Origin of the sequence: uncultured Tateyamaria sp. (assembly GCF_947503385.1) — a bacterium.
GTDB lineage: Bacteria > Pseudomonadota > Alphaproteobacteria > Rhodobacterales > Rhodobacteraceae > Tateyamaria.
Map to the genome: position 1 here is coordinate 32,505 of NZ_CANNDO010000001.1, position 19,688 is coordinate 52,192.

Annotated in this window: 18 protein-coding genes; 7 read left to right on the top strand and 11 right to left on the bottom strand. The window is 62.0% G+C overall.

What is annotated here, in order from left to right:
- Nucleotides 1-88: 88 nt before the first annotated feature.
- On the bottom strand, nt 89-1,408 hold the full coding sequence (locus Q1A85_RS00170; protein WP_299683836.1) for an amidase family protein: 1,320 nt from the start codon (nt 1,406-1,408) through the stop codon (nt 89-91).
- 47 nt (nt 1,409-1,455) lie between these two features.
- Between Q1A85_RS00170 and Q1A85_RS00175 the strand changes: the two genes are divergently transcribed.
- On the top strand, nt 1,456-2,718 hold the full coding sequence (locus Q1A85_RS00175; protein ID WP_299683838.1) for an FAD-dependent monooxygenase: 1,263 nt from the start codon (nt 1,456-1,458) through the stop codon (nt 2,716-2,718).
- On the opposite strand, the gene Q1A85_RS00180 is transcribed toward Q1A85_RS00175, so the two are convergent.
- The 7 genes from Q1A85_RS00180 to Q1A85_RS00210 form a co-directional block, all read right to left on the bottom strand.
- Nucleotides 2,675-2,902, bottom strand: a complete 228-nt coding sequence (locus Q1A85_RS00180) for a Trm112 family protein (RefSeq protein ID WP_299683840.1) — start codon at nt 2,900-2,902, stop codon at nt 2,675-2,677. The two genes, Q1A85_RS00175 and Q1A85_RS00180, sit on opposite strands and share 44 nt — an antisense overlap.
- Entirely contained in the window at nt 2,899-3,540 is a 642-nt protein-coding gene (locus Q1A85_RS00185; protein WP_299683842.1) for an LON peptidase substrate-binding domain-containing protein, read from the bottom strand. The genes Q1A85_RS00180 and Q1A85_RS00185 overlap by 4 nt, the downstream gene beginning before the upstream one ends.
- A 27-nt stretch (nt 3,541-3,567) precedes the next feature.
- Nucleotides 3,568-4,485, bottom strand: a complete 918-nt coding sequence (locus tag Q1A85_RS00190; protein WP_299686317.1) for a co-chaperone YbbN — start codon at nt 4,483-4,485, stop codon at nt 3,568-3,570.
- Nucleotides 4,486-4,818: 333 nt separating this feature from the next.
- Nucleotides 4,819-6,318 (bottom strand): leucine-rich repeat domain-containing protein, encoded by a 1,500-nt coding sequence (locus Q1A85_RS00195; RefSeq protein ID WP_299683844.1) that lies wholly within the window; start codon nt 6,316-6,318, stop codon nt 4,819-4,821.
- Between the two features lie 274 nt (nt 6,319-6,592).
- On the bottom strand, nt 6,593-7,381 hold the full coding sequence (locus Q1A85_RS00200) for an exodeoxyribonuclease III (RefSeq protein ID WP_299683846.1): 789 nt from the start codon (nt 7,379-7,381) through the stop codon (nt 6,593-6,595).
- 65 nt (nt 7,382-7,446) lie between these two features.
- Nucleotides 7,447-8,973, bottom strand: coding sequence for a hypothetical protein (locus Q1A85_RS00205; protein WP_299683848.1), 1,527 nt, complete (start codon nt 8,971-8,973; stop codon nt 7,447-7,449).
- A gap of 235 nt (nt 8,974-9,208) precedes the next feature.
- Nucleotides 9,209-9,895, bottom strand: a complete 687-nt coding sequence (locus Q1A85_RS00210; RefSeq protein ID WP_299683850.1) for a response regulator transcription factor — start codon at nt 9,893-9,895, stop codon at nt 9,209-9,211.
- Nucleotides 9,896-10,073: 178 nt separating this feature from the next.
- Between Q1A85_RS00210 and ribA the strand changes: the two genes are divergently transcribed.
- On the top strand, nt 10,074-11,156 hold the full coding sequence (ribA, locus tag Q1A85_RS00215; RefSeq protein WP_299683852.1) for a GTP cyclohydrolase II: 1,083 nt from the start codon (nt 10,074-10,076) through the stop codon (nt 11,154-11,156).
- Nucleotides 11,153-11,647, top strand: coding sequence for a L,D-transpeptidase family protein (locus Q1A85_RS00220; RefSeq protein ID WP_299683854.1), 495 nt, complete (start codon nt 11,153-11,155; stop codon nt 11,645-11,647). Before ribA ends, Q1A85_RS00220 begins: the two co-directional genes overlap by 4 nt.
- 73 nt (nt 11,648-11,720) lie before the next feature.
- Here Q1A85_RS00220 and Q1A85_RS00225 read toward each other — a convergent pair whose 3' ends face one another.
- The 3 genes from Q1A85_RS00225 to Q1A85_RS00235 all read right to left on the bottom strand — a co-directional run bounded on the left by Q1A85_RS00225 (nt 11,721) and on the right by Q1A85_RS00235 (nt 14,775).
- The gene (locus Q1A85_RS00225; RefSeq protein ID WP_299683856.1) at nt 11,721-12,377 is read right to left on the bottom strand and encodes a YggS family pyridoxal phosphate-dependent enzyme; all 657 of its coding nucleotides are present in this window, start codon (nt 12,375-12,377) and stop codon (nt 11,721-11,723) included.
- Nucleotides 12,378-12,486: 109 nt separating this feature from the next.
- Nucleotides 12,487-13,464, bottom strand: a complete 978-nt coding sequence (locus tag Q1A85_RS00230) for a porin (RefSeq protein ID WP_299683858.1) — start codon at nt 13,462-13,464, stop codon at nt 12,487-12,489.
- Between the two features lie 291 nt (nt 13,465-13,755).
- Entirely contained in the window at nt 13,756-14,775 is a 1,020-nt protein-coding gene (locus tag Q1A85_RS00235) for a porin (RefSeq protein WP_299683860.1), read from the bottom strand.
- Nucleotides 14,776-15,028: 253 nt separating this feature from the next.
- On the opposite strand from Q1A85_RS00235, the gene Q1A85_RS00240 reads away from it, so the two are divergent.
- The 4 genes from Q1A85_RS00240 to holA all read left to right on the top strand — a co-directional run bounded on the left by Q1A85_RS00240 (nt 15,029) and on the right by holA (nt 19,606).
- Nucleotides 15,029-15,523, top strand: a complete 495-nt coding sequence (locus Q1A85_RS00240) for a DUF3576 domain-containing protein (protein ID WP_299683862.1) — start codon at nt 15,029-15,031, stop codon at nt 15,521-15,523.
- Nucleotides 15,524-15,616: 93 nt separating this feature from the next.
- The gene (leuS, locus tag Q1A85_RS00245; RefSeq protein ID WP_299683864.1) at nt 15,617-18,154 is read left to right on the top strand and encodes a leucine--tRNA ligase; all 2,538 of its coding nucleotides are present in this window, start codon (nt 15,617-15,619) and stop codon (nt 18,152-18,154) included.
- The gene (gene lptE / locus Q1A85_RS00250) at nt 18,141-18,608 is read left to right on the top strand and encodes an LPS assembly lipoprotein LptE (RefSeq protein WP_299683866.1); all 468 of its coding nucleotides are present in this window, start codon (nt 18,141-18,143) and stop codon (nt 18,606-18,608) included. Before leuS ends, lptE begins: the two co-directional genes overlap by 14 nt.
- On the top strand, nt 18,605-19,606 hold the full coding sequence (gene holA, locus Q1A85_RS00255) for a DNA polymerase III subunit delta (RefSeq protein ID WP_299683868.1): 1,002 nt from the start codon (nt 18,605-18,607) through the stop codon (nt 19,604-19,606). The genes lptE and holA overlap by 4 nt, the downstream gene beginning before the upstream one ends.
- Nucleotides 19,607-19,688: the final 82 nt, after the last annotated feature.

A 19,688-nucleotide genomic window follows, 5' to 3' on the forward strand; every position in this document is an offset into this window, starting at 1 on the left:
CCCATCTTCTTCTTTTTGAAAATACTCGGGGGTTTGGGGGTAAAACCCCCAATCAACACATAAATCGCGTCGCGAAGCGTCCTTTAGGTCACGCCAGCGCAGCCTCTGCCGCCGCCCCCAACCGCAACAGCGTAGCCTCACAATGCGGCTTACCCAGCAGAGACACGCCGCAGCTTGGCACGCCCGTGGGCAGGGTCAGCGCGCACAGTCCCATCAGGTTGCCCACCCGCGTGTTGCGCAGCGCCATCAGGTTTTCCGTCTTGTAATAGGCATCATCCGTGTTCAACCGCTCCAGATTGGGCGGCAGGATCGGTGCGGTGGGTGTGATCACGGCATCAAATGACGCCACAGCCACATCCCAAGCCGCCCGTGCGCCATCCAGCTTGGCCCAGGCCGCCGTGTAGTCCGGTGCGCTCACTTCTGCCCCTGCGCGGAACCGTTCGAGGATTTGGGCAAACATCGCTCCCGGATTGGCCTCGATCACATCGCGCCACAGCCCGTAGGCTTCTCCGGTGAACAATGGCCCCGACAGCGCAAAGGCGTCGGCCAGTTCCGGCACCTCCAGCGGGACAATCGTCGCGCCTGCGGACCGCAGTCGTTCCACTGCACTGTGATAGGCCGCAAGCGGGGCATCGCGCATGTCGTCCAGCACGACCGTCTGCAATGCCGCGATCCGCACCCCTTTCAGTGACGCGCCGCGCAGGTCAGGTGCCCTGCCCGCCTCCATCGCCGCCATCAGCAGAGCGGCGTCCTCAACCGTGCGCGTCAACGGGCCGACCGTGTCGAATTTCAGGCACAACGGCACACAGCCTTCCAGCGACAGACGGCCAGATGTGGTTTTGAGCCCCACAAGATCGTTCCACGCCGACGGGATACGCACCGACCCGCCCGTGTCCGACCCAATGGCCGCAGGGGCAAGATCAAACGCGACCGATGCCGCCGCACCCGAGGATGAACCACCCGGCACAGCCTCCGGGTCGTTGACGCAAGGCGGCGTCGCGGTCGACGGGTTGTAACCCAGCCCCGAAAACGCAAGCTCGCTCAGATGCGTCTTGCCCAGACAGATCAGCCCCTGCCCCGTCGCGTTGGCCAGCACCACAGCGTCCCGGTCCGGCACCCGCCCCTCCAGCAGTTTCGACCCCGCTTCGGTCGCATCCCCCGCTGTGTCAAACAGGTCTTTCCAACTGATCGGCACACCGTCCAGAACCGACAAGCGTTGACCTGCCTTGGCCCGTATCGACGCCGCTTCGGCCTCTGCCATGGCGCGGTCTCGCGTCAGGCGGGCATAGACCCGATCACACAAATCATGCCCTTCGATCCGCTCAAGATATTGTGCCGTGATCTCCACCGGGTCCAGATCACCCGCGCCGATGGCACGGCCCAGTTCTGCCGCTGTTTTGTCAAACATCTCGCCCTCCATCAGCCCTTGCCGTGACGGTAGCGACGTCGCAACGCATGGACAATCCCAAGGCCGCCTCCATATTGCCGGACATGACGCATCGCAGCGATATCCTGATCACCGGCGGCGGCCTCGCCGGACCGACTCTCGCATTGGCGCTGGCGCAGTCCGGGCACTCCGTTACCGTCATCGACGCACTCACGGAAAAAGTCCGGCGCAACGCCACCTTTGACGGGCGCAGCTATGCCGTCGCACTGACCTCCTGCCGCCTGCTGGCGGCATTGGGACTGTGGCAGGATCTCCAAGACAACGCTCAACCCATCCTCGAGATCAAAGTGTCAGACGGACGCGCAGGCCAAGGTCCTGCACCGTTTTTCATGCATTTCGACCATGCCGAGATCGAAGAAGGGCCAATGGGACATATGGTGCAGGACCGCTTTCTGCGCCGCGCTTTGCTCGACGCCATAAAAGCGACGGACGGCATCACGCATCTGTCGGGCCGGTCGGTTGTGCATCAGGAACCGGGTCAGGGGCATGTCACGGTCACGCTCGATAAAGGCGAAACGGTACAGGGTGCCCTGCTGATCGGTGCGGATGGCCGCGCCAGCGGCACCGCGGACCGCGCCGGGATCAAACGAACGGGATGGGGTTACGGCCAGACGGCCCTTGTCTGTGCCATTGAACATGACCTGCCGCATCACGGGATTGCGCACCAGTTCTTTATGCCGCCCGGCCCGCTGGCCATCCTGCCCCTGCCCGGCCACGTCAGTTCCATTGTATGGAGCGAGACGGCAGAGAACGCCGCCGCATTCCACGCACTGCCCGATGCCGACTACATCACCATGCTGCGCCCCCGTTTCGGTGATTTCCTTGGCGATATCCGACTGCGCGGCCAACGCTACACCTATCCGCTGTCACTGTCGCTGGCCGATAACCTGACAGCTGATCGTGTCGCCCTGATCGCGGACGCGGCCCATGGCGTCCATCCGATTGCCGGTCAGGGCCTGAACGCAGGGATGCGCGACATCGCAGCCCTCGCCGAAGTGCTGACGGACGCCACCCGCCGTGGCGAAGATATCGGCAGCCCGCAGGTGCTGGCGCGGTACGCGGAATGGCGGCGGTTTGACAATACCGCCCTCGCCGTCGCGACTGACAGTTTCAACCGATTGTTCTCGAATGATAACGCGGCCGTTCGTGCGGTGCGCGACATTGGCATGGGGCTTGTGAACGCCCTGCCCGGTCTGCGCCGCGGGTTCATCCGCGAGGCCGCAGGGCTTACTGGCGATCTGCCTCGTCTGATGAAGGGGCGGGCGCTGTAGGCGTCTCGTCCAGCGATCGCGCCTCATCCACCAGCATCACCGGAATGCCGTTGCGGATTGGATAAGCCACCCCGGCCCCCTCAGAGATCAACTCGTTCCGCTCCGCGTCGAACCGCAACGTGCCATGCGTTTCGGGACAAATGAGCGCTTCGAGCACACGTCGATCCACCGGGTTTCCGATCATTGCATGATCTCTCCTTCGCCGCCGCGGAGATCGAATTCGATCAGCGTGATCAGCGTTTCGCGGCGTGTGCTCAGAGACGGTGCCTCAAGCAGCGCCTGTTTGTCCTCGGCATCGAAATCCAACATCATCGACAGCGAATTTATAAGCAGTTCGTCATCCGCCTCTTTCAGCGTTTCCCAATCCGCCGACAACGACCGCGCATCGAAATAGCGCCCCAAAGTGTCAAGGAACGCCTCGCGGTCAAAGCTGGGGTCTGCCTCGGTCCGACCCCGGTCCCGATCAAACCCATCCCAATTCACGTCGCACCGCCTGTAGGGCGTAAAACCTTCGATTTCGGTGACGACGCGGAACCGGGAAATGCCCGACAACGTGATGAGATATCGGTTGTCCTCGGTCTCGGAAAACTGGGTGATGCGCCCGGCACAGCCGATCGTGTGCAATCCGTTGCCCTTGCGCCCTTCGACCTCATTCGGTTGCACCATCCCGATCAGGCGGTGATCGGTTTTCAGCGCATCGTCCAGCATTTGAAGGTACCGCGGCTCAAAGATATGCAACGGCAGGCGCGCACGGGGCAGCAAAAGCGCACCCGGCAATGGAAACACGGGGATTGTCCCCGGAAGGTCCGCCACTTTGATCATAAAATGTCAGCTAGCCCGCGCAGCCCGTCAGGCAAATATGATCGAGCTAAGCCGCCGCCGTCCGTTCAAAACAATCGGGTCGTTGGGCTTGAGCGCGTCAAAGATGGTAAAGAGCTGCGTCTTGGCCGCGCCGTCGTTCCAGTCTGCGTCCCGCTTGAAAAGATCAAGCAAAGCGTCCACCGCCGCTTCGGTCTCGCCGTTGGCGTGCAGCGCTTGGGCCAGATCAAACCGGGCCTGATGATCCTCCGGGTTCGCGTCGACCGCCGCGCGCAATTCCGCAACAGGGCCCGCATCGGCGGCTTGTTTGGCCAGTTGCAACTGGGCGTGAGCGGCCTCCAGTTCGGCGCTTTCGGAGATTTCGGCAGGCGCGCCGTTCAAAATCGCCTCGGCCTGATCAAGGTCATCCATCGCGATATGGGACCGCACGAGGCCGCCATAGGCGCCCGCGTGGTTCGGCTCTTCTCCGAGGATCGCGGCAAATGTCTGGGCCGCATCCACGGCGGCACCTTCGGCCAGCATTTCTTCGGCGGCGGCCACTGCATCCTCAAGGCCTGCGCCGGGGGCTTCGCCGCCTGCGGCCTCGATCACCCGGTCCACAAAGGCGGTGATTTCGGATTGCGGCACCGCGCCCTGAAACCCGTCCACGGGCTGGCCCTGCCAAAAGGCGTAGACGGTCGGGATCGACTGGATGCGCAGTTGAGAGGCGATCATCTGCGCCTCGTCCACGTTGATTTTGACCATCTTGACCGCCCCTTTGGCGGCGGTGACGGCGGCTTCGAGCTGCGGGCCGAGGGTCTTGCAGGGACCACACCAAGGGGCCCAGAAATCGACGATCACGGGGGTGGTCTGGGACATCTCGACCACGTCCTGCATAAAGCTCGCCTCGGAGCCGTCCTTGATCAGATCAGCCGCGTCCGGCCCGGCAGACAATCCCAAATCCATGATCCTGATCCTTCCTTCACACGTTGGGGGATATATGGATGGGAATGGCGGCACTGCCAAGGGGGGTCAGAGATGTCCCACGCTGGGACAGGACGTGGGACACGAAAAATCAAGGGGTTACAGAGGCGGATTAGGGGTTTGTTAAGGGTTGACGGTGCGCGGACGCGCAATGGGCTGGCCGCGGCGTGTCGATGCAACTGCCGTTCCGGGGCGTTTTATGGTTGCCGCGTCATCGTCGTTTTGAACGATGCTGTGACGGCGACGTATCGACAGGCCGGGGGGCGGCCAGTCGATTGCGCGGCGGCCTGCGGCCTTGATTCCGCGCTTGTCGACCGCTCATTTGGCGTCTTGCCCAGTCTCACCTGCTGAATAACGACGGGCACGATCCATGACCTTGTTCACAACCCAATCCAACGCCTGTCTGACGGGATAGTCCTGTGCGTGGCTTGCCGCCAGCACAGCGGCCATATGTGGCGCCAGTACGGTCACCAAATGGGGGAGGGTCGCGGCGATGTATGGCCCCGCCTCGGTCACGGCGGCCCCGACGGATGCTGCACGCGCGTCGTTCAACGTAACCTTTAACGCACCGGGTTTACGTTCTTCCTTAAATGCCTCGCGCACGGCGAGGATAATGAAGTTATTGAGGCTATCCCGCTCGACCGCCAAGGCCCGCGCGGAGGCGGAATCGTCCCCACCGCTCATCGCGTGCAACGTGTTATATTCTGTGATCACCTCTTCCATGATGACACGCATTTGCGGCGCGATCGCGTCGATCAGATCAGCCATTTCGGCGCGGGCAGCTTCGGCGTCTGGCCGATCAATCGGATCGGGCCGATTTTCGTCCAGTGTGGAAAGTCTGGGATGCGCCGCACAAAAGACATTGTGCAGCGCGACAAGCGCATCCAAGCCGGTCTGCAAATCCTCGCTGAGCTTGGGCGCGCCATCCAGCACCAGATCACTGCGGGTTTCGTCGGCCTTGAGTTCCAAGCGCAATTTGTTGCCCGCATTCCAGAGACTTGGAGCACGTAAATTTGCAAGATCGATACCCAGAGCCTTGCCGTAGGCTTCCAGTTTTTGCCGAAAGGCCTTGAAGGGCGCATTGTCGCCGGTTGGGCAGGCGTCGAGCAATGCGTCGAGATCGTCGCGCAAGAGGTCAAACAAGTCTTTGGCGTCGGTGTCACTGTCTGCGCCGCCAGAGGCCAAACCAATACGGCCATCCACGACACTGTGTTCGAAGCCGTTGAGTGATTGTTGCGGCAAAGCGCTACTGTCAACCGGCGGTTCCCAGTCTTCGAGATAGTCAAAGAGAGCGCGGGCGCGGTCTGACCTATCTTCGATGTCGGCGATTTCGGCGATGCGCGGGTCTGCCAAAGCGGCAGCGCAGTTTTCGAAAGTGAGGCCGTCGAAATCGTACCGGTCGTCGATCAATCCTGTCAGGCCGCGCAGCGGGGTGAGGTCAGCCACGGGCGTGCCGTTCAACCACAGCTCCGTCAGACCCGTCAGGCTGCCAAGCGGGGTGAGGTCGGACACGGAGGTCCTGTTCAACCCTAGCGCCCTTAGAGCCGTCAAACCGCGCAGCGGGGTGAGGTCGGACACGGGCGTGCCGTTCAACCACAGCCACGTCAGACCCGTCAGGCTGCGCAGCGGGGTGAGGTCGGAAATTTGGGTGTTGTCGCAATCCAGATTACGGAGTGCGGTGAGGTGTTCGATGCTGTCCGGCAGGCGCGTGAGCGCGCGGGTGTCGGGTGTGTCGAAATCAAGTTTGCCCGCGCGGCTTGTCCGGGCCGCTGCGATCAAACGCTCTGCCGTCGCGTAGGCTTGTTCCGCTTCTGTCATACCGCACCTCTTCCCCGGACACTCAAGCGCAGAAGGTGGCGCAGCTCAATCGGAATTACGGACATGACGCGTCAGGCCGGGTCGGCACCGATCTGCGGGGGCAAAGGGGTGTCCGTGGTGGACAATCGCTGCTTGGGTCGCGCAGTGCCTGATTGCAGCCGCACCGGAGCGGTTGCGGCCCTGCACCTTTTGCCGGTGCAATGCGCAGCGGTGTGGTCGGCAAAATGCCCACCCTACGCACGATGGCGGGGGGAGGCGCGGCAGGATGCGCCGGTCAGAGGTCGAAGGTCGCAAAGACCGGCGCGTGGTCGCTGGGTTTTTCCCAGCCGCGCGCGTCGCGCAGGATGCGGCTGGAATGTGCGGCGTTCGAGATGTCGGGAGTGGCCCAGATGTGGTCCAGCCGACGGCCCTTGTCCGCGGCGTCCCAATCTTTGGCGCGGTAGCTCCACCAACTGTAGAGCAGCCCGTCGGGGATGTCCTGACGGGTGATGTCCACCCATTTGCCCGCATCCTGAGTTTCGGCGAGCGCTTCGACCTCGATGGGTGTGTGGCTGACGACCTTGAGCAATTGCTTGTGGCTCCAGACGTCATCCTCGCGGGGGGCGATGTTGAGATCGCCCACGAGGATGGATTTTTGCGGCGCTTCGGCGTGGAAATGGTCACGCATGTCGGTGAGGTAGTCGAGTTTCTGGCCGAATTTCTCGTTCTTGTCGCGGTCCGGCACATCGCCGCCTGCGGGGACGTAGAAATTGTGGATGGTGACGCCGTTTTCCAGCCGTCCGGCGATGTGGCGGGCATGGCCGAGACCGGCGAAATCGAAATCGCCCGCCTCTTTGATCGGGGTTTTGGACAGGATCGCGACGCCGTTATAGCCCTTGTCGCCGCGCGCCACCATGTGCGGATAGCCTATCGCCGCAAAGCCGTCGCGGGGGATTTTGTCCACCGGGCTTTTGCATTCTTGCAGGCAGAGCACGTCCGGCCCCTGTTCGGCCAGCAGCTTGAGCACGATGGGTTCGCGCAGGCGGACGGAGTTGATGTTCCATGTGGCGAGAGAAAAGGGCATCGGGCGCTCCGGATCAGGGTTCGGTGCGCCCTTGTTAGGCGGTTTGGCCCCGGGGGGCCAGATGCTCAGGCGGTGTAGACGACGAGGCCCGCGTAGCCCTGATAGAATGTGAGGCTGCTGGTGGCTTGGGCGAATGGTTTGGACGCGGTCACGTTGCGGACGATGGCAAAGGGGTTTTGCGAGGCAAGGCCAAGGAACGCGTCATGTCTGCCGGGGGGCATGTGGGTGTTCTGGCCGGAGTCATCAAAACCCACCCAGAGCATGTCCCCGCCCCAATCCGTGGGTTTGGACGGGTTCTTGAAGATGGGGTATTGCATGATCAGCGGTTTGACGGACGCGACGCGTCCGGGGGAATTGCCGTGCACGAGCACTGCGATGGACAGCTTGAGCGCTTTGAGCCGTTTGGCGTCGGGTTTGGGGGGATTTTGCAGCGTGTAGCTGGGCGCGGCCTTGCGTGTGGATTTGGGCGCGAAATAGAGCACCACGTTGAGCTTGTCGCCCGCGACGTCTTTGGTTCGGAACAGCGCCTTGGTCCGTTTTTGGGGGCCGGAGTAGTGGAAGCCGTGATTGTCCCATCCGCTCAGCGGCGGGTAGCAGAGCACGGTCCAGGACAGCCATGGCCAGTGGCCCGACAGCATGGTCAGGGCGTTTTGCGCGCTGCGTTGCAGATTGCCGGCGTCGACGACCGTGGTGGAGATGCGTTCGTTGAAAAAGTCTTCGATGACGTCAGCGGACATTCTCGGGTCAAAGCACACGCGGGCCCAGCGGTCACAGGCGTCGGCGATGGCCTTGAGGCGGGCGGCGTAGGTGTCGGGGTACCTTTCGTCGCCAATGGTGTTTTGCGCGATTGTGATCGCTTGGGTTTGGGTGAGGGGTTTGCCTGCTTTGGTGGCCGCGATTTGAGCCTTGGCCACTTCGACGCCCACATGGGCGGTGACGGCGCGTTGGGCCATGTGGAGGTAGAAGCCGCCGATATCCATCAGCGCGACCGGATCGGCGTAGGTTTTCCGGTAGGTGAGCGCCAGCAGGTCGGTGCCCGTCTGGCCGGTCATGTAGGTCTGGATGGCGGTGACGGCGTCAGACAGATCATCGGTGCCGCGATTGGCGAGCGTCTGCAACTGCGCGCTGGTGTCCTTTTGGTCGCGACGCATTCTGGCGATGGTCTGCATGTCGCCAGAGACGGTGCGCACATGTGTGATGAACGCGGTTTCGAGCCCGATCTGCACCATGGCTTTTGACAGGTCGATGCTGAGCGCATTGAGCCGGTTGGAGATGCGCTTTTCCATTGCGCCCATCTGTTTGCCCAACGCCTGTACCGCTTCGAGGATCTGGTCTTCGGTCGATTTGACGGGCACCAGCACCTGCAACACGGTCAGCGCAACGGACGCCGCCCCAAGGGCCGCCGACAGATTGGAGGCAAAGGACATCTTGGAGAGCAGCTGTTCCATGTCGGACATGCTTTTGCCCGCCTTTTCCAGCTTTTGCGCGGCGTCGACCCATGACTTGAGTTGCTTGGCCCCCTTGTCGGCATAGCCCACATAGGTTTTCGCGCTTTTGACAGCCTGACCCGCGGCTTGGTTCTGAACCGGCATGAGATGCCCCCCCTTTTTGTATTTGACACCGGACGGTAGACACATTGCGCCCGGTTTCCAAAACAAAAACCCTACGCATCCGTCTGCGCCCGCGTCAGGACCCAAAAAAAACCCGGGCATAAAGCCCGGGCAAGTCCAACAGGGAGGTACATGGCTTGGCTCCGAAAGAACCGCTGGCCATGTGCAGCAATAGGTAAGTCCTAAACGACGCAGTTCAAGGCCGCTTTGACTCAGATCAAGAGACCAGACGGTAGCCGCCGGATTCCGTCACAAGCAGGCGGGCATTGGACGGATCCGGCTCGATTTTCTGGCGCAGACGATAGATATGCGTTTCCAGCGTGTGGGTGGTCACGCCTGCATTGTAGCCCCAGACCTCGTGCAGCAGTACATCGCGCGCCACCACGCCATCGGTTGAACGGTAGAGGAACTTGAGGATGTTCGTCTCTTTCTCGGTCAGGCGGATTTTGCGGTCGTCTTCGGTCACCAGCATCTTGACGCTGGGTTTGAACGTATAGGGCCCGAGGGTGAACACGGCGTCTTCGGATTGTTCGTGCTGGCGCAACTGGGCGCGGATGCGGGCCAGAAGGACGGGGAATTTGAACGGCTTGGTGACGTAGTCATTGGCACCGGCATCAAGCCCCAGAATGGTGTCGGCATCCGTGTCATGGCCCGTGAGCATCAGGATCGGCGATTTGACACCCTGTTTGCGCATCACGCGGCAGAGTTCACGCCCATCGGTATCCGGCAGGCCCACATCGAGGATCACGAGGTCGTAGATCGCCTCTTTGGCGCGGACCAGCGCGTCCTGGCCGTTGCCGGCCTCGAAGACGTCAAAGTCTTCGGTCATGATCAGCTGTTCGCTGAGCGCTTCGCGCAGGTCTTCGTCATCGTCTACCAGCAGGATTTTCTTCAATTGGGCCATGGGTCTGAACCTCCCTTTCGTCTTGCTAGGATACATGTGCGGGGCAGGCCCTTTCAGCAAGATTTAGCGGTTGTCTCTCACGCCCATGTGTCGCTTGGGCGTCAAATGTTTCAATTCGCGCGTGATTTGCTTATGTGGAGCCTCAAGACGCGGCTGCGTTGTAACATGGGACACCGGGATGCCGTTGGGGCCAGACATCATTGAAACCTTGGCCCGGGCGCGCAGTGACCTGCGCATGGGCGTGCCGGTGGTCATTGCCGGCGCTGTGCCTGTGCTGGCCGTGGCCGCCGAAACGCTGTCCGCGGCACGGCTGGAGGCGATGCGCGCCATGGGGCGCGATCCGGTTCTGGCGATCACCGCGTGGCGGGCCGAAACGCTCAAGGCGCGGGCCTATGACGGCGATCTGGCGCGGATCGTCGTGGCACCCGACACCGGGCTGGCTGTGCTGCAAGCGCTGGCGGACCCCAAGGATGACCTTGCCACCCCGATGAAAGGCCCGCTGCGCAGCGCCCGCGATGGCGACGCCAGCGGCCATTTGGCGGCGATCCGGCTGTGCAAGGCGGCGCGGCTGCTGCCTGCGGCGTTCTGTGTGACGGTCGATGCGCATGTCGCGGCGGATCACGGGCTGACCGTTGTCGATCTGGACGCAGCGCAGCCCCATTTGAACGCCCGCAGCCCGCTGCACCCGGTGGTGCAGGCCCGCCTGCCACTGGAAGTGTCCGAAGCCGGGCGTCTGCATGTCTTTCGCCCCGAGGACGGCGGTGAGGAACATTACGCGGTCGAGATCGGGCGGCCTGATCGTTCGAAACCCGTGCTGTCACGCCTGCATTCTGCCTGTTTTACCGGTGATCTGATGGGCTCGCTGAAATGCGATTGCGGCCCGCAACTGCGCGGCGCGCTGGCACAGATGGGGGCCGAAGGGGCCGGTGTGCTGCTGTATCTCAACCAAGAGGGGCGCGGCATCGGTCTTGCCAACAAGATGCGGGCCTATGCGTTGCAGGATCAGGGATTTGACACTGTGGAGGCCAACCACCGGTTGGGGTTCGAAGACGATGAGCGTGATTTCCGGCTGGGGTCGGATATCCTGTCGTCTCTTGGATTTCGGTCAGTGCGTCTGATGACCAACAATCCGGCCAAGGTGGCGATGATGGAGGCAAGCGGCATCGCCGTTGCGGAGCGTGTGCCATTGAAAGTCGGCGAGACGGCGCATAACCGCCTCTATCTGGCCACCAAGGCGGCGAAGTCCGGGCATCTGCTGTGACCCCGCATGATCTGGTCCTGACCCCGCGCGGGTTGCGGTTTGGCGGACGTGTCTTTCCCTACACCATCGGGCGGGGCGGGATCACCGGGCACAAGGCGGAGGGCGATGGCGCGACGCCGCGCGGTGTGCACCGGCTGGTGGGGATGCTGTACCGTCCCGACCGTATGGCGCGGCCTGCGAACTGGGCGGTGCCGATCCGGCCCGGCGATGTGTGGTCGGATGATCCGGGCGATGAGGATTACAACCACATGATGCGCGCGCCCTATGCGCCCTCGCACGAGGTGCTGCGCCGGGCCGACCCGCTTTATGATCTGGTGATCCTGACGGACTGGAATTGGCCCTATGCGGTGCGCGGACGCGGGTCTGCGATTTTCATCCACCGGTGGCGGCGGCCCGGATATCCGACCGAAGGGTGCGTCGGCTTGCGCCCGGAGCACCTGCGCTGGATTGCGCCGCGCATCGGGTTCGAGACGCGGCTGGTCGTGCGCTAACCTGTCTGGCCCGCGCACATGACGGCAACCCGGCCCTTCGGGGAGGATTTTTGGGGGACAGAGACGGGGACGCCTATGCGGGTTTGACGCGCTCACCGAAGATGGCAGAGCCCACGCGGACATGGGTGGCCCCCAGCGCGATGGCCGTTTCGAAATCCGCGCTCATCCCCATGGACAATTGGTCGAGGCCATTGCGTTTGGCAAGTTTGGCCAACAGCGCAAAGTGCAGGCTGGCTTCCTCGTCGACGGGGGGGATGCACATAAGGCCGCGTAGGGGCAGGTCGAGGTCGCGGCAGGTTTGCACAAATGCGTCGGTGTCGGCGGGCATGACCCCGGCCTTTTGATCCTCTTCGCCGGTGTTCACCTGCACAAATAGGTCGGGGCAGGTGCCGATATCCTGCGCGAGGCGGGCCAGCGTGTTTGCCAGTTTGGGCCGGTCGACGGAGTGAATGGCCTGAAACAGCTCCATCGCCTGCCGCGCTTTGTTGGTTTGCAGGGGGCCAATGAGGTGCAGGTCGATATTGTCGAAGGTGTCGCGGAACTGGGGCCATTTGCCCGCAGCCTCCTGCACCCGGTTTTCGCCAAAGCAGCGGTGGCCCGCGTCCAGCACAGCCTCGACACGTTCGTTTGGCTGCACCTTGCTGACGGCGATGAGATGCACGGCACCGGGCGCACGGCCTGCGGCGGCTTCGGCGTGGCGGATGCGTTGGGTGATGTCGGTCAGGGACATGGGCGTCGGGTCCTTGTGGCGGTGCGGTGCCCTTTAACTATGACTGTGGGACAAAAGAAAAGGGGCGCGCCACTGGCACGCCCCGAATTCATCAGATGTCGGTCGGAGATCAGAAGTTGAAGATCACACCGAGGTCGGCAACGGTGTTGCCGGAAGTGTTCTGGCCGATACCACCGCGCAGCGACACGCCGCCGCCCAGACCGTGACGGAAGCCGATTGCGACAACTTCGTCTTCGGCGTCGAGGCCGGAGTCGGAGAAGGCAAAGCGGATTTCAGTCGCGTCGGACACGTCATACTTGACCGAGAAACCGTACATGGTTTCGTCGTTGCTGTCGCTGTCGCCAACCAGGATCGAGAACGCGAACGCACCGATTTCACCGTCGAAGGAGATTGCCCAGAAGTCGTTGTCGAGCGTTACCGCGCCGCCAACCAAGTCTGTTTCTTCTTCGTTACCGAAGGCGGCACCCACGGAGTAGTTGCCAAAGTTGTAGCCCACACCGATCTGATATTCTTCACGGCTGGTTGCTGTACCGGCTGTTGTATCCTGAGCGGATGTGCCGTTGGTCACCGACGCTGCAACGGTGAAATCACCGACGGTGTAGCGCAGTTTCACTGTCGGCAGCGTTTCGCTGTCATCACTTGCAACGCCAAAGCCCGAAGCGGGGATGCCGTTGAATGCGGACGACTGTTCAGCGAACGATGTCAGACCAACGCCGTACCCGTAGTAGTTCACCACGTCGCCGGAATCGATCACGTCGGACACGTTACCAACGTCCAGACGGAAGCCGTTCGTGGACATTGCAAAGCCAGCCGACGAACGGCTTGCGATGTTGGAGTTGCCGTTGGCCTGATCGTCTGTCTGCCAGCGAATACGACCTTCGAATTCCAGGCCGTTGTCCGCGGTTGCAGTACCGGTCGCGGTCAGACGGAAACGCTGCTCGATGCGCATGTCATCGTTGCCAACTGTTGCGTCATTGCCTTCTTGGTAGAACAGGCCGAAACGGCCAAAGCCACCAAACGTCACTTCCGCAGCTGCCATGCCGGATGTGGCGATCAGCGCGGTTGTAGCGAAGAGAACTTTTTTCATGAGTTTTCCCTCGGTTTTCTAGTCACGCACCCTGCGCGAAACATGCAATTATCATTTGACGGTACTTTTATTCAAAGGCACGCGTATCTCAATCGCCAATGCAGAAAGCCGATTGGATTTGGATGCGCGTGATGCAGGGTGGGCACAGATTGCATCAGCGCAGGCGGAAATTCGCTCGAAAACGCCCTTGGCCGCCTCACTGACTTGCCATGTGCGAAACCGGGAAACGGCCAGCAAAAGAAAAGGGGCGCACCACTGGCACGCCCCAAATCGTCGGATGATGATCAACTATTAGAAGTTGAAGATCACACCCAGGTCAGCAACGGTGTTGCCGGAAGTGTTCTGGCCGATACCACCGCGCAGCGACACGCCGCCGCCCAGACCGTGACGGAAGCCGATTGCGACAACTTCGTCTTCGGCGTCGAGGCCGGAGTCGGAGAAGGCAAAGCGGATTTCAGTCGCGTCGGACACGTCATACTTGACCGAGAAACCGTACATGGTTTCGTCGTTGCTGTCGCTGTCGCCAACCAGGATCGAGAACGCGAACGCACCGATTTCACCGTCGAAGGAGATTGCCCAGAAGTCGTTGTCCAGGGTCACAGCGGACGTAGCAACGCCACCGGCGCCGCCAGCCTCGGTGATTGTTGTGGTTTCTTCGTTACCGAAGGCCAAACCAACCGAGTAGTTGCCAAAGTTGTAGCCGAAGCCGATCTGGTATTCTTCACGCTCGGTGGTCACTGCGTCTGTGGAAGGCGCGGTAACGACCTGCTGCGAGGATGTGCCATCGGTGACAGATGCCGACACAGTGAAGTCGCCCATGGTGTAGCGCAGTTTCACTGTCGGTGTTGTTTCGCTGTCATCGCTTGCAACGCCAAAGCCCGAAGCGGGGATGCCGTTGAATGCGGACGATTGTTCAGCGAACGATGTCAGACCAACGCCGTAACCGTAGTAGTTCACCACGTCGCCGGAATCGATCACGTCGGACACGTTACCAACGTCCAGACGGAAGCCGCCTGTGGACACAGCAAAGCCAGCCGACGAACGGCTTGCGATGTTGGAGTTGCCGTTGGCCTGATCGTCTGTCTGCCAGCGAATACGACCTTCGAATTCCAGGCCGTTGTCCGCAGTTGCAGTACCGGTCGCGGTCAGACGGAAACGCTGCTCGATGCGCATGTCATCGTTGCCAACTGTTGCGTCATTGCCTTCTTGGTAGAACAGGCCGAAACGGCCAAAGCCACCAAACGTCACTTCCGCAGCTGCCATGCCGGATGTGGCGATCAGCGCGGTTGTAGCGAAGAGAACTTTTTTCATGAGTTTTCCCTCGGTTTTCTAGTCACACGCCCTAACCGGGGAATCCGGCGAGGGGATGGAGGCTGTGTCACCCATTTGATGAACCATCTCAAGCAAGGCCTTTTGCGCCGTGGCAATTCCGGCAGGGGATGGTGCAGCAATGCCACAGTGCGCAATCACGGTGTGCAACAGCTTGTAATGCACCCGCCTTGCGAGGGCGCATCAACTTGTCTATCACGAGGCTCAGGCAAGAATGGTGGGACACCGGATGAGCATGGATCGCAATTTCGCGCGCCGCGTGGTGCAGGTTTTGGGCTTTTCCCTGATGTTGGGCATCGCAGGGTGTGGCCTGCGGTTTGGGTCGAATAACTCTGGCCCTGCCGAGTTGGACCCCGATATCGCGCGCGAACAGACCGGCGGTGCAGGCACCACCATTCAGGAAGCATTGGCCAACCGCCGCAACGAAGAACGGATTGTACAGGTCAACCGCTATATCTGGACCGCCTCGCTGCAAGTGCTGAATTTCCTGCCTATTCAAGAGGTCGACCCCTATACAGGCGTCATCATCACCGGCTTTGGCACCCCGCCCGGCGGCGGCAATGCCTACCGCGCCACGGTTCTGATCCAGGACCCCGCGCTTGATGCGCGCTCGCTCAATGTGGCCTTGCAGACACGCCGTGGTCCGGCCAGTGCCGCCACTGTGCGCGCTGTCGAGGACGCGATCCTAACCCGCGCGCGCCAGTTGCGCATCGCTGACGGCGGTCGCTAGCCCCTTTCCGACCCTGCGTTTCCCCACTAAGAACACCGCCGGGCCCACGCCCGGCGTTTTTCGTTTCACAAACCGCGCAAGAGATTCAGTTTCATGGCCACCTACACCCCGTCCGAGATCGAAGCCCGCTGGCAGCAAGCCTGGGACAAGGCTGACGTGTTCAAAGCGCGCCGCAGTGCGGACAAGCCGAAATACTATGTGCTTGAGATGTTCCCCTATCCGTCGGGGCGCATCCATATGGGGCACGTGCGCAACTACACGATGGGCGACGTGATCGCGCGCTACAAGATGTCGACAGGCCATAACGTGCTTCACCCCATGGGCTGGGACGCATTCGGGATGCCTGCGGAAAACGCAGCCATGGCCATTGGCGGCCATCCCAAGACGTGGACATATGACAATATCGCGGACATGCGCAGCCAGATGAAGCCGTTGGGCCTGTCCATCGACTGGTCCCGCGAGTTTGCCACCTGTGACCCGGAATATTACGGCCAGCAGCAGGCGCTGTTCCTCGACTTTCTGGAAAAGAGGCTGGTCTATCGCAAGAACGCGCAGGTGAACTGGGACCCGGTGGATATGACCGTGCTGGCCAACGAGCAGGTGATTGACGGCAAGGGCTGGCGGTCGGGCGCGGAGGTCGAGCGGCGCGAGTTGACGCAGTGGTTTTTCAAGATCTCCGACATGGCGGGCGAATTGAAGGACGCGCTGGCCGGGCTCGACAATTGGCCCGCCAAGGTGCGGCTGATGCAGGAGAACTGGATCGGCGAAAGCCGCGGGATCGAGATCACGTTCCACCGGACGGATGGGAATGGCACGATCCAGTGTTATTCGACCCGTCCCGACACGATGCGCGGCGCGTCCTTTATCGCGATTGCGCCGGACCATCCGGTGGCGAAGGCGCTGGAGGCCGACAAACCTGAACTGGCCGCCTTTATCGACGAATGCCGCAAGATGGACACGACCGAGGCGGCGATGGAAAAGGCCGAGAAAAAGGGCATCGATACGGGCCTGACTGTGCGCCACCCCGTTTATGACGATGTGGAGCTGCCGGTGTGGATCGGCAACTTTGTCCTGATGGATTACGGCACGGGCGCGGTCTTTGGCTGCCCGGCGCATGATCAGCGCGATCTGGATTTTGCCCGGAAATACGACCTGCCGGTGCGCAACGCGTTTTTTATGCCCGGTGACACGACCGAGGTCGGGGACGAGGCACTTGTACCTGCGAAGACGGAAAAAGTGTCCTTCATCGACCATTTCGCGGGCATCGCTGACGTCACAAGTCAGGAGGCGATTGACGCGACGATTGACTGGTTCGAGGCCAAGGGGCTGGGCGTTGGCCAGACGCAGTACCGGCTGCGCGACTGGGGTCTCAGCCGTCAACGCTATTGGGGTTGCCCGATTCCGGTGGTGCATTGCGACACCTGCGGAGTGGTGCCGGAAAAGAAAGAAAACCTACCCGTTGTGCTGCCGGATGATGTGACATTTGACGTCCCCGGCAACCCGCTCGACCGGCACCCGACATGGCGCGATGTGTCCTGCCCGTCCTGTGGCAAACCCGCGCGGCGCGAGACGGACACGATGGACACGTTCGTGGATTCCTCGTGGTACTTTGCCCGCTTCACCGCCCCGCGGGCCGACACGCCCACCGATCTGGACGACGCGGCCTACTGGATGAATGTGGACCAGTATATCGGCGGCATCGAACACGCGATCCTGCACTTGCTCTACTCCCGCTTCTTTGCGCGGGCCATGCGGATCACCGGCCACCTGCCCCAAGGGTGTGAGGAACCTTTTGACGCGCTCTTTACCCAAGGGATGGTCACGCACGAGATCTACCAGACGCGCGACGACAAGGGCCGCCCGGTGTACCACCTGCCCGAAGACGTGACAGACGGAAAACTGGCCGATGGCACGGCGGTGGAGATCATCCCCTCGGCCAAGATGTCGAAATCCAAGAAAAACGTGGTCGACCCGCTGGGCATCATCGCAAGCTACGGCGCGGACACCGCGCGCTGGTTTGTGCTGAGCGACTCGCCCCCGGAACGGGACGTGGAGTGGACTGCCTCGGGCGCAGAGGCCGCCTACAAACATCTCAGCCGCGTCTGGACCCTGTGCGACCGGATCGCGGCGATGGACGCAGGTGCCAAGGGTGAGGGCGACGACGATCTGCTGCGCGCGATGCACGCCTGCATCCACGATGTCACGATGGGCGTCGAATCCTTTGGCTTTAACGCCGCCATTGCCAAGCTCTATGGCTTTACCGCTGTGCTGTCGAAATCCAAGGCGCGCCACGCAGCCCAGCGTGAGGCGATCATGACGCTGGCGCAGCTGATGGCACCGATGACACCGCATCTGGCCGAAGATATCTGGGCGCATCAGGGCGGTGAGGGCCTGATCATCCACGCGCCGTGGCCTGTCGCGGACGAGGCGATGCTGAAATCCGACACCGTTACACTGCCCATTCAGGTCAACGGCAAACGTCGGGGCGAATTGACCGTGCCTGCCGATATGGACAAGGCAGAGGTTGAAAAAGCCGCGCTGGCGACCGAAGCTGTGACACGGGCGCTCGACGGCGGGCAGCCCAAGAAGGTCATCGTGGTCCCGGGTCGCATCGTCAATGTCGTGGTATAAATCAGCGTTTCTTTGTCTGGCTCTGGCCGCCTGCGGGTTCACCCCCGTTTACGGCCCCGAAGGCGCGGGCAGCGCGTTGCAGAACCGCGTGCTGGTGGACCCACCCATTGACCGCCAGGGGTTTTTGCTGGTGCGACGGCTGGAGGACCGGCTGGGCCGGACGGGCGATGCCGCCTACCGCCTGTCCGTTGATCTGTCGATCACACAGGAAGACAGGGCGATTGATCCTGATGGCGATATCCGCCGTCTGCACCTTATCGGCATGGCCACCTATAAATTGACCGACGCGGCGACCGGCGCGGTTATAAGTGCGGATTCAGTCGATGATTTTGTCGGCTATTCGGCCACGGGCACGACGGTGGCGACACTGGCCGCGCGCCGCGATGCTCAGGAACGTCTGATGACGATCCTTGCCGACCAGATTGTGCTGCAATTGCAGGCCAGCGCGCTGTGAAACTGTCGACTGGACAGGCCAATGCCTATTTCGCCAAGCCGGACGCAGGGGCCACCGGCCTGTTGATCTACGGATCGGATGCGATGCGCGTGGCGCTGAAGCGGCAAGAGGTCGTGGCGGCCCTGATCGGACCGCAGGGCGAGGAAGAAATGCGCCTGACCCGCATCGCCGCCGCCGATCTGCGCAAGGACCCTGCGCAATTGATGGACGCGATCAAGGCCATCGGATTTTTCCCCGGACCGCGCGTGGCGCTGGTCGAGGATGCAAATGATACGGTTGGACCCATCATCACCGATGCGTTGGTGGAGTGGGCGACAGGCGACGCGCAGATTGTTGTGACGGCAGGCAACCTCAAGCCCACATCGAAACTGCGCAAGGCGTTCGAGGCGCATCCGACCGCACTTGCCGCCGCGATCTATGACAACCCGCCAACCCGCGACGAGATCGAGCGTGATCTGGCTGCCGCAGGGATCGTGAACCCGCCGCAAGAGGCGATGCACCAGTTGATGGACCTTGCCCGCGCGCTGGAACCGGGGGATTTCCGGCAAACGCTGGAAAAGATTGGCCTTTACAAGCGCGGCGATGACACGCCCCTGACCGGTGCCGATATCGAAGCCTGCGCGCCCGCCTCTATCGAGGCGGCGGTGGATGACGTGTTGCTGGTGGTGGCGGACGGCAATGCAACGGCGATAGGCCCGGTGATGCAGCGCTTGCAGGCGCAGGGCGTGAACGCGGTAACGCTGTGCATCGGTGCGATGCGCCATTTTCGCAGCCTGCACCGTGCGGCGACCGACACGTCGGGCCGCCCGCAAATCTGGGGCCCGCACCGCGACCGGATGCTGGCGCAGGCGCGCAAATGGGGACCGGTCAAACTTGAAACCGCGTTGACCGTGTTGACCGACACCGATCTGCAATTGCGCAGCGCGGGCCAGAACGCACCTGCATTGGCACTGGTGGAGCGGGCGTTTATCCGGCTGGCCATGCTGGGCGCCCGGTAGGGCCAGACAAGCGGCGCTGGTGGCCACCCGGCCCTCCGGGGGGGATCTTTTGGGGACAGAGACGGGGCGGACGGCGCACCTG

Coding starts and splice junctions, on each gene's coding strand:
- Q1A85_RS00230 (WP_299683858.1), bottom strand. CDS start 13,464: ATGAAAAAAGTTCTCTTCGCTACAACCGCGCTGATCGCCACATCCGGC.
- Q1A85_RS00180 (WP_299683840.1), bottom strand. CDS start 2,902: ATGATCGGAAACCCGGTGGATCGACGTGTGCTCGAAGCGCTCATTTGT.
- Q1A85_RS00170 (WP_299683836.1), bottom strand. CDS start 1,408: ATGTTTGACAAAACAGCGGCAGAACTGGGCCGTGCCATCGGCGCGGGT.
- lptE (WP_299683866.1), top strand. CDS start 18,141: ATGTCGTGGTATAAATCAGCGTTTCTTTGTCTGGCTCTGGCCGCCTGC.
- Q1A85_RS00200 (WP_299683846.1), bottom strand. CDS start 7,381: ATGCCCTTTTCTCTCGCCACATGGAACATCAACTCCGTCCGCCTGCGC.
- Q1A85_RS00195 (WP_299683844.1), bottom strand. CDS start 6,318: ATGACAGAAGCGGAACAAGCCTACGCGACGGCAGAGCGTTTGATCGCA.
- Q1A85_RS00240 (WP_299683862.1), top strand. CDS start 15,029: ATGGATCGCAATTTCGCGCGCCGCGTGGTGCAGGTTTTGGGCTTTTCC.
- Q1A85_RS00175 (WP_299683838.1), top strand. CDS start 1,456: ATGGACAATCCCAAGGCCGCCTCCATATTGCCGGACATGACGCATCGC.
- Q1A85_RS00205 (WP_299683848.1), bottom strand. CDS start 8,973: ATGCCGGTTCAGAACCAAGCCGCGGGTCAGGCTGTCAAAAGCGCGAAA.
- leuS (WP_299683864.1), top strand. CDS start 15,617: ATGGCCACCTACACCCCGTCCGAGATCGAAGCCCGCTGGCAGCAAGCC.
- Q1A85_RS00185 (WP_299683842.1), bottom strand. CDS start 3,540: ATGATCAAAGTGGCGGACCTTCCGGGGACAATCCCCGTGTTTCCATTG.
- Q1A85_RS00225 (WP_299683856.1), bottom strand. CDS start 12,377: ATGTCCCTGACCGACATCACCCAACGCATCCGCCACGCCGAAGCCGCC.
- ribA (WP_299683852.1), top strand. CDS start 10,074: ATGCCGTTGGGGCCAGACATCATTGAAACCTTGGCCCGGGCGCGCAGT.
- Q1A85_RS00210 (WP_299683850.1), bottom strand. CDS start 9,895: ATGGCCCAATTGAAGAAAATCCTGCTGGTAGACGATGACGAAGACCTG.
- Q1A85_RS00235 (WP_299683860.1), bottom strand. CDS start 14,775: ATGAAAAAAGTTCTCTTCGCTACAACCGCGCTGATCGCCACATCCGGC.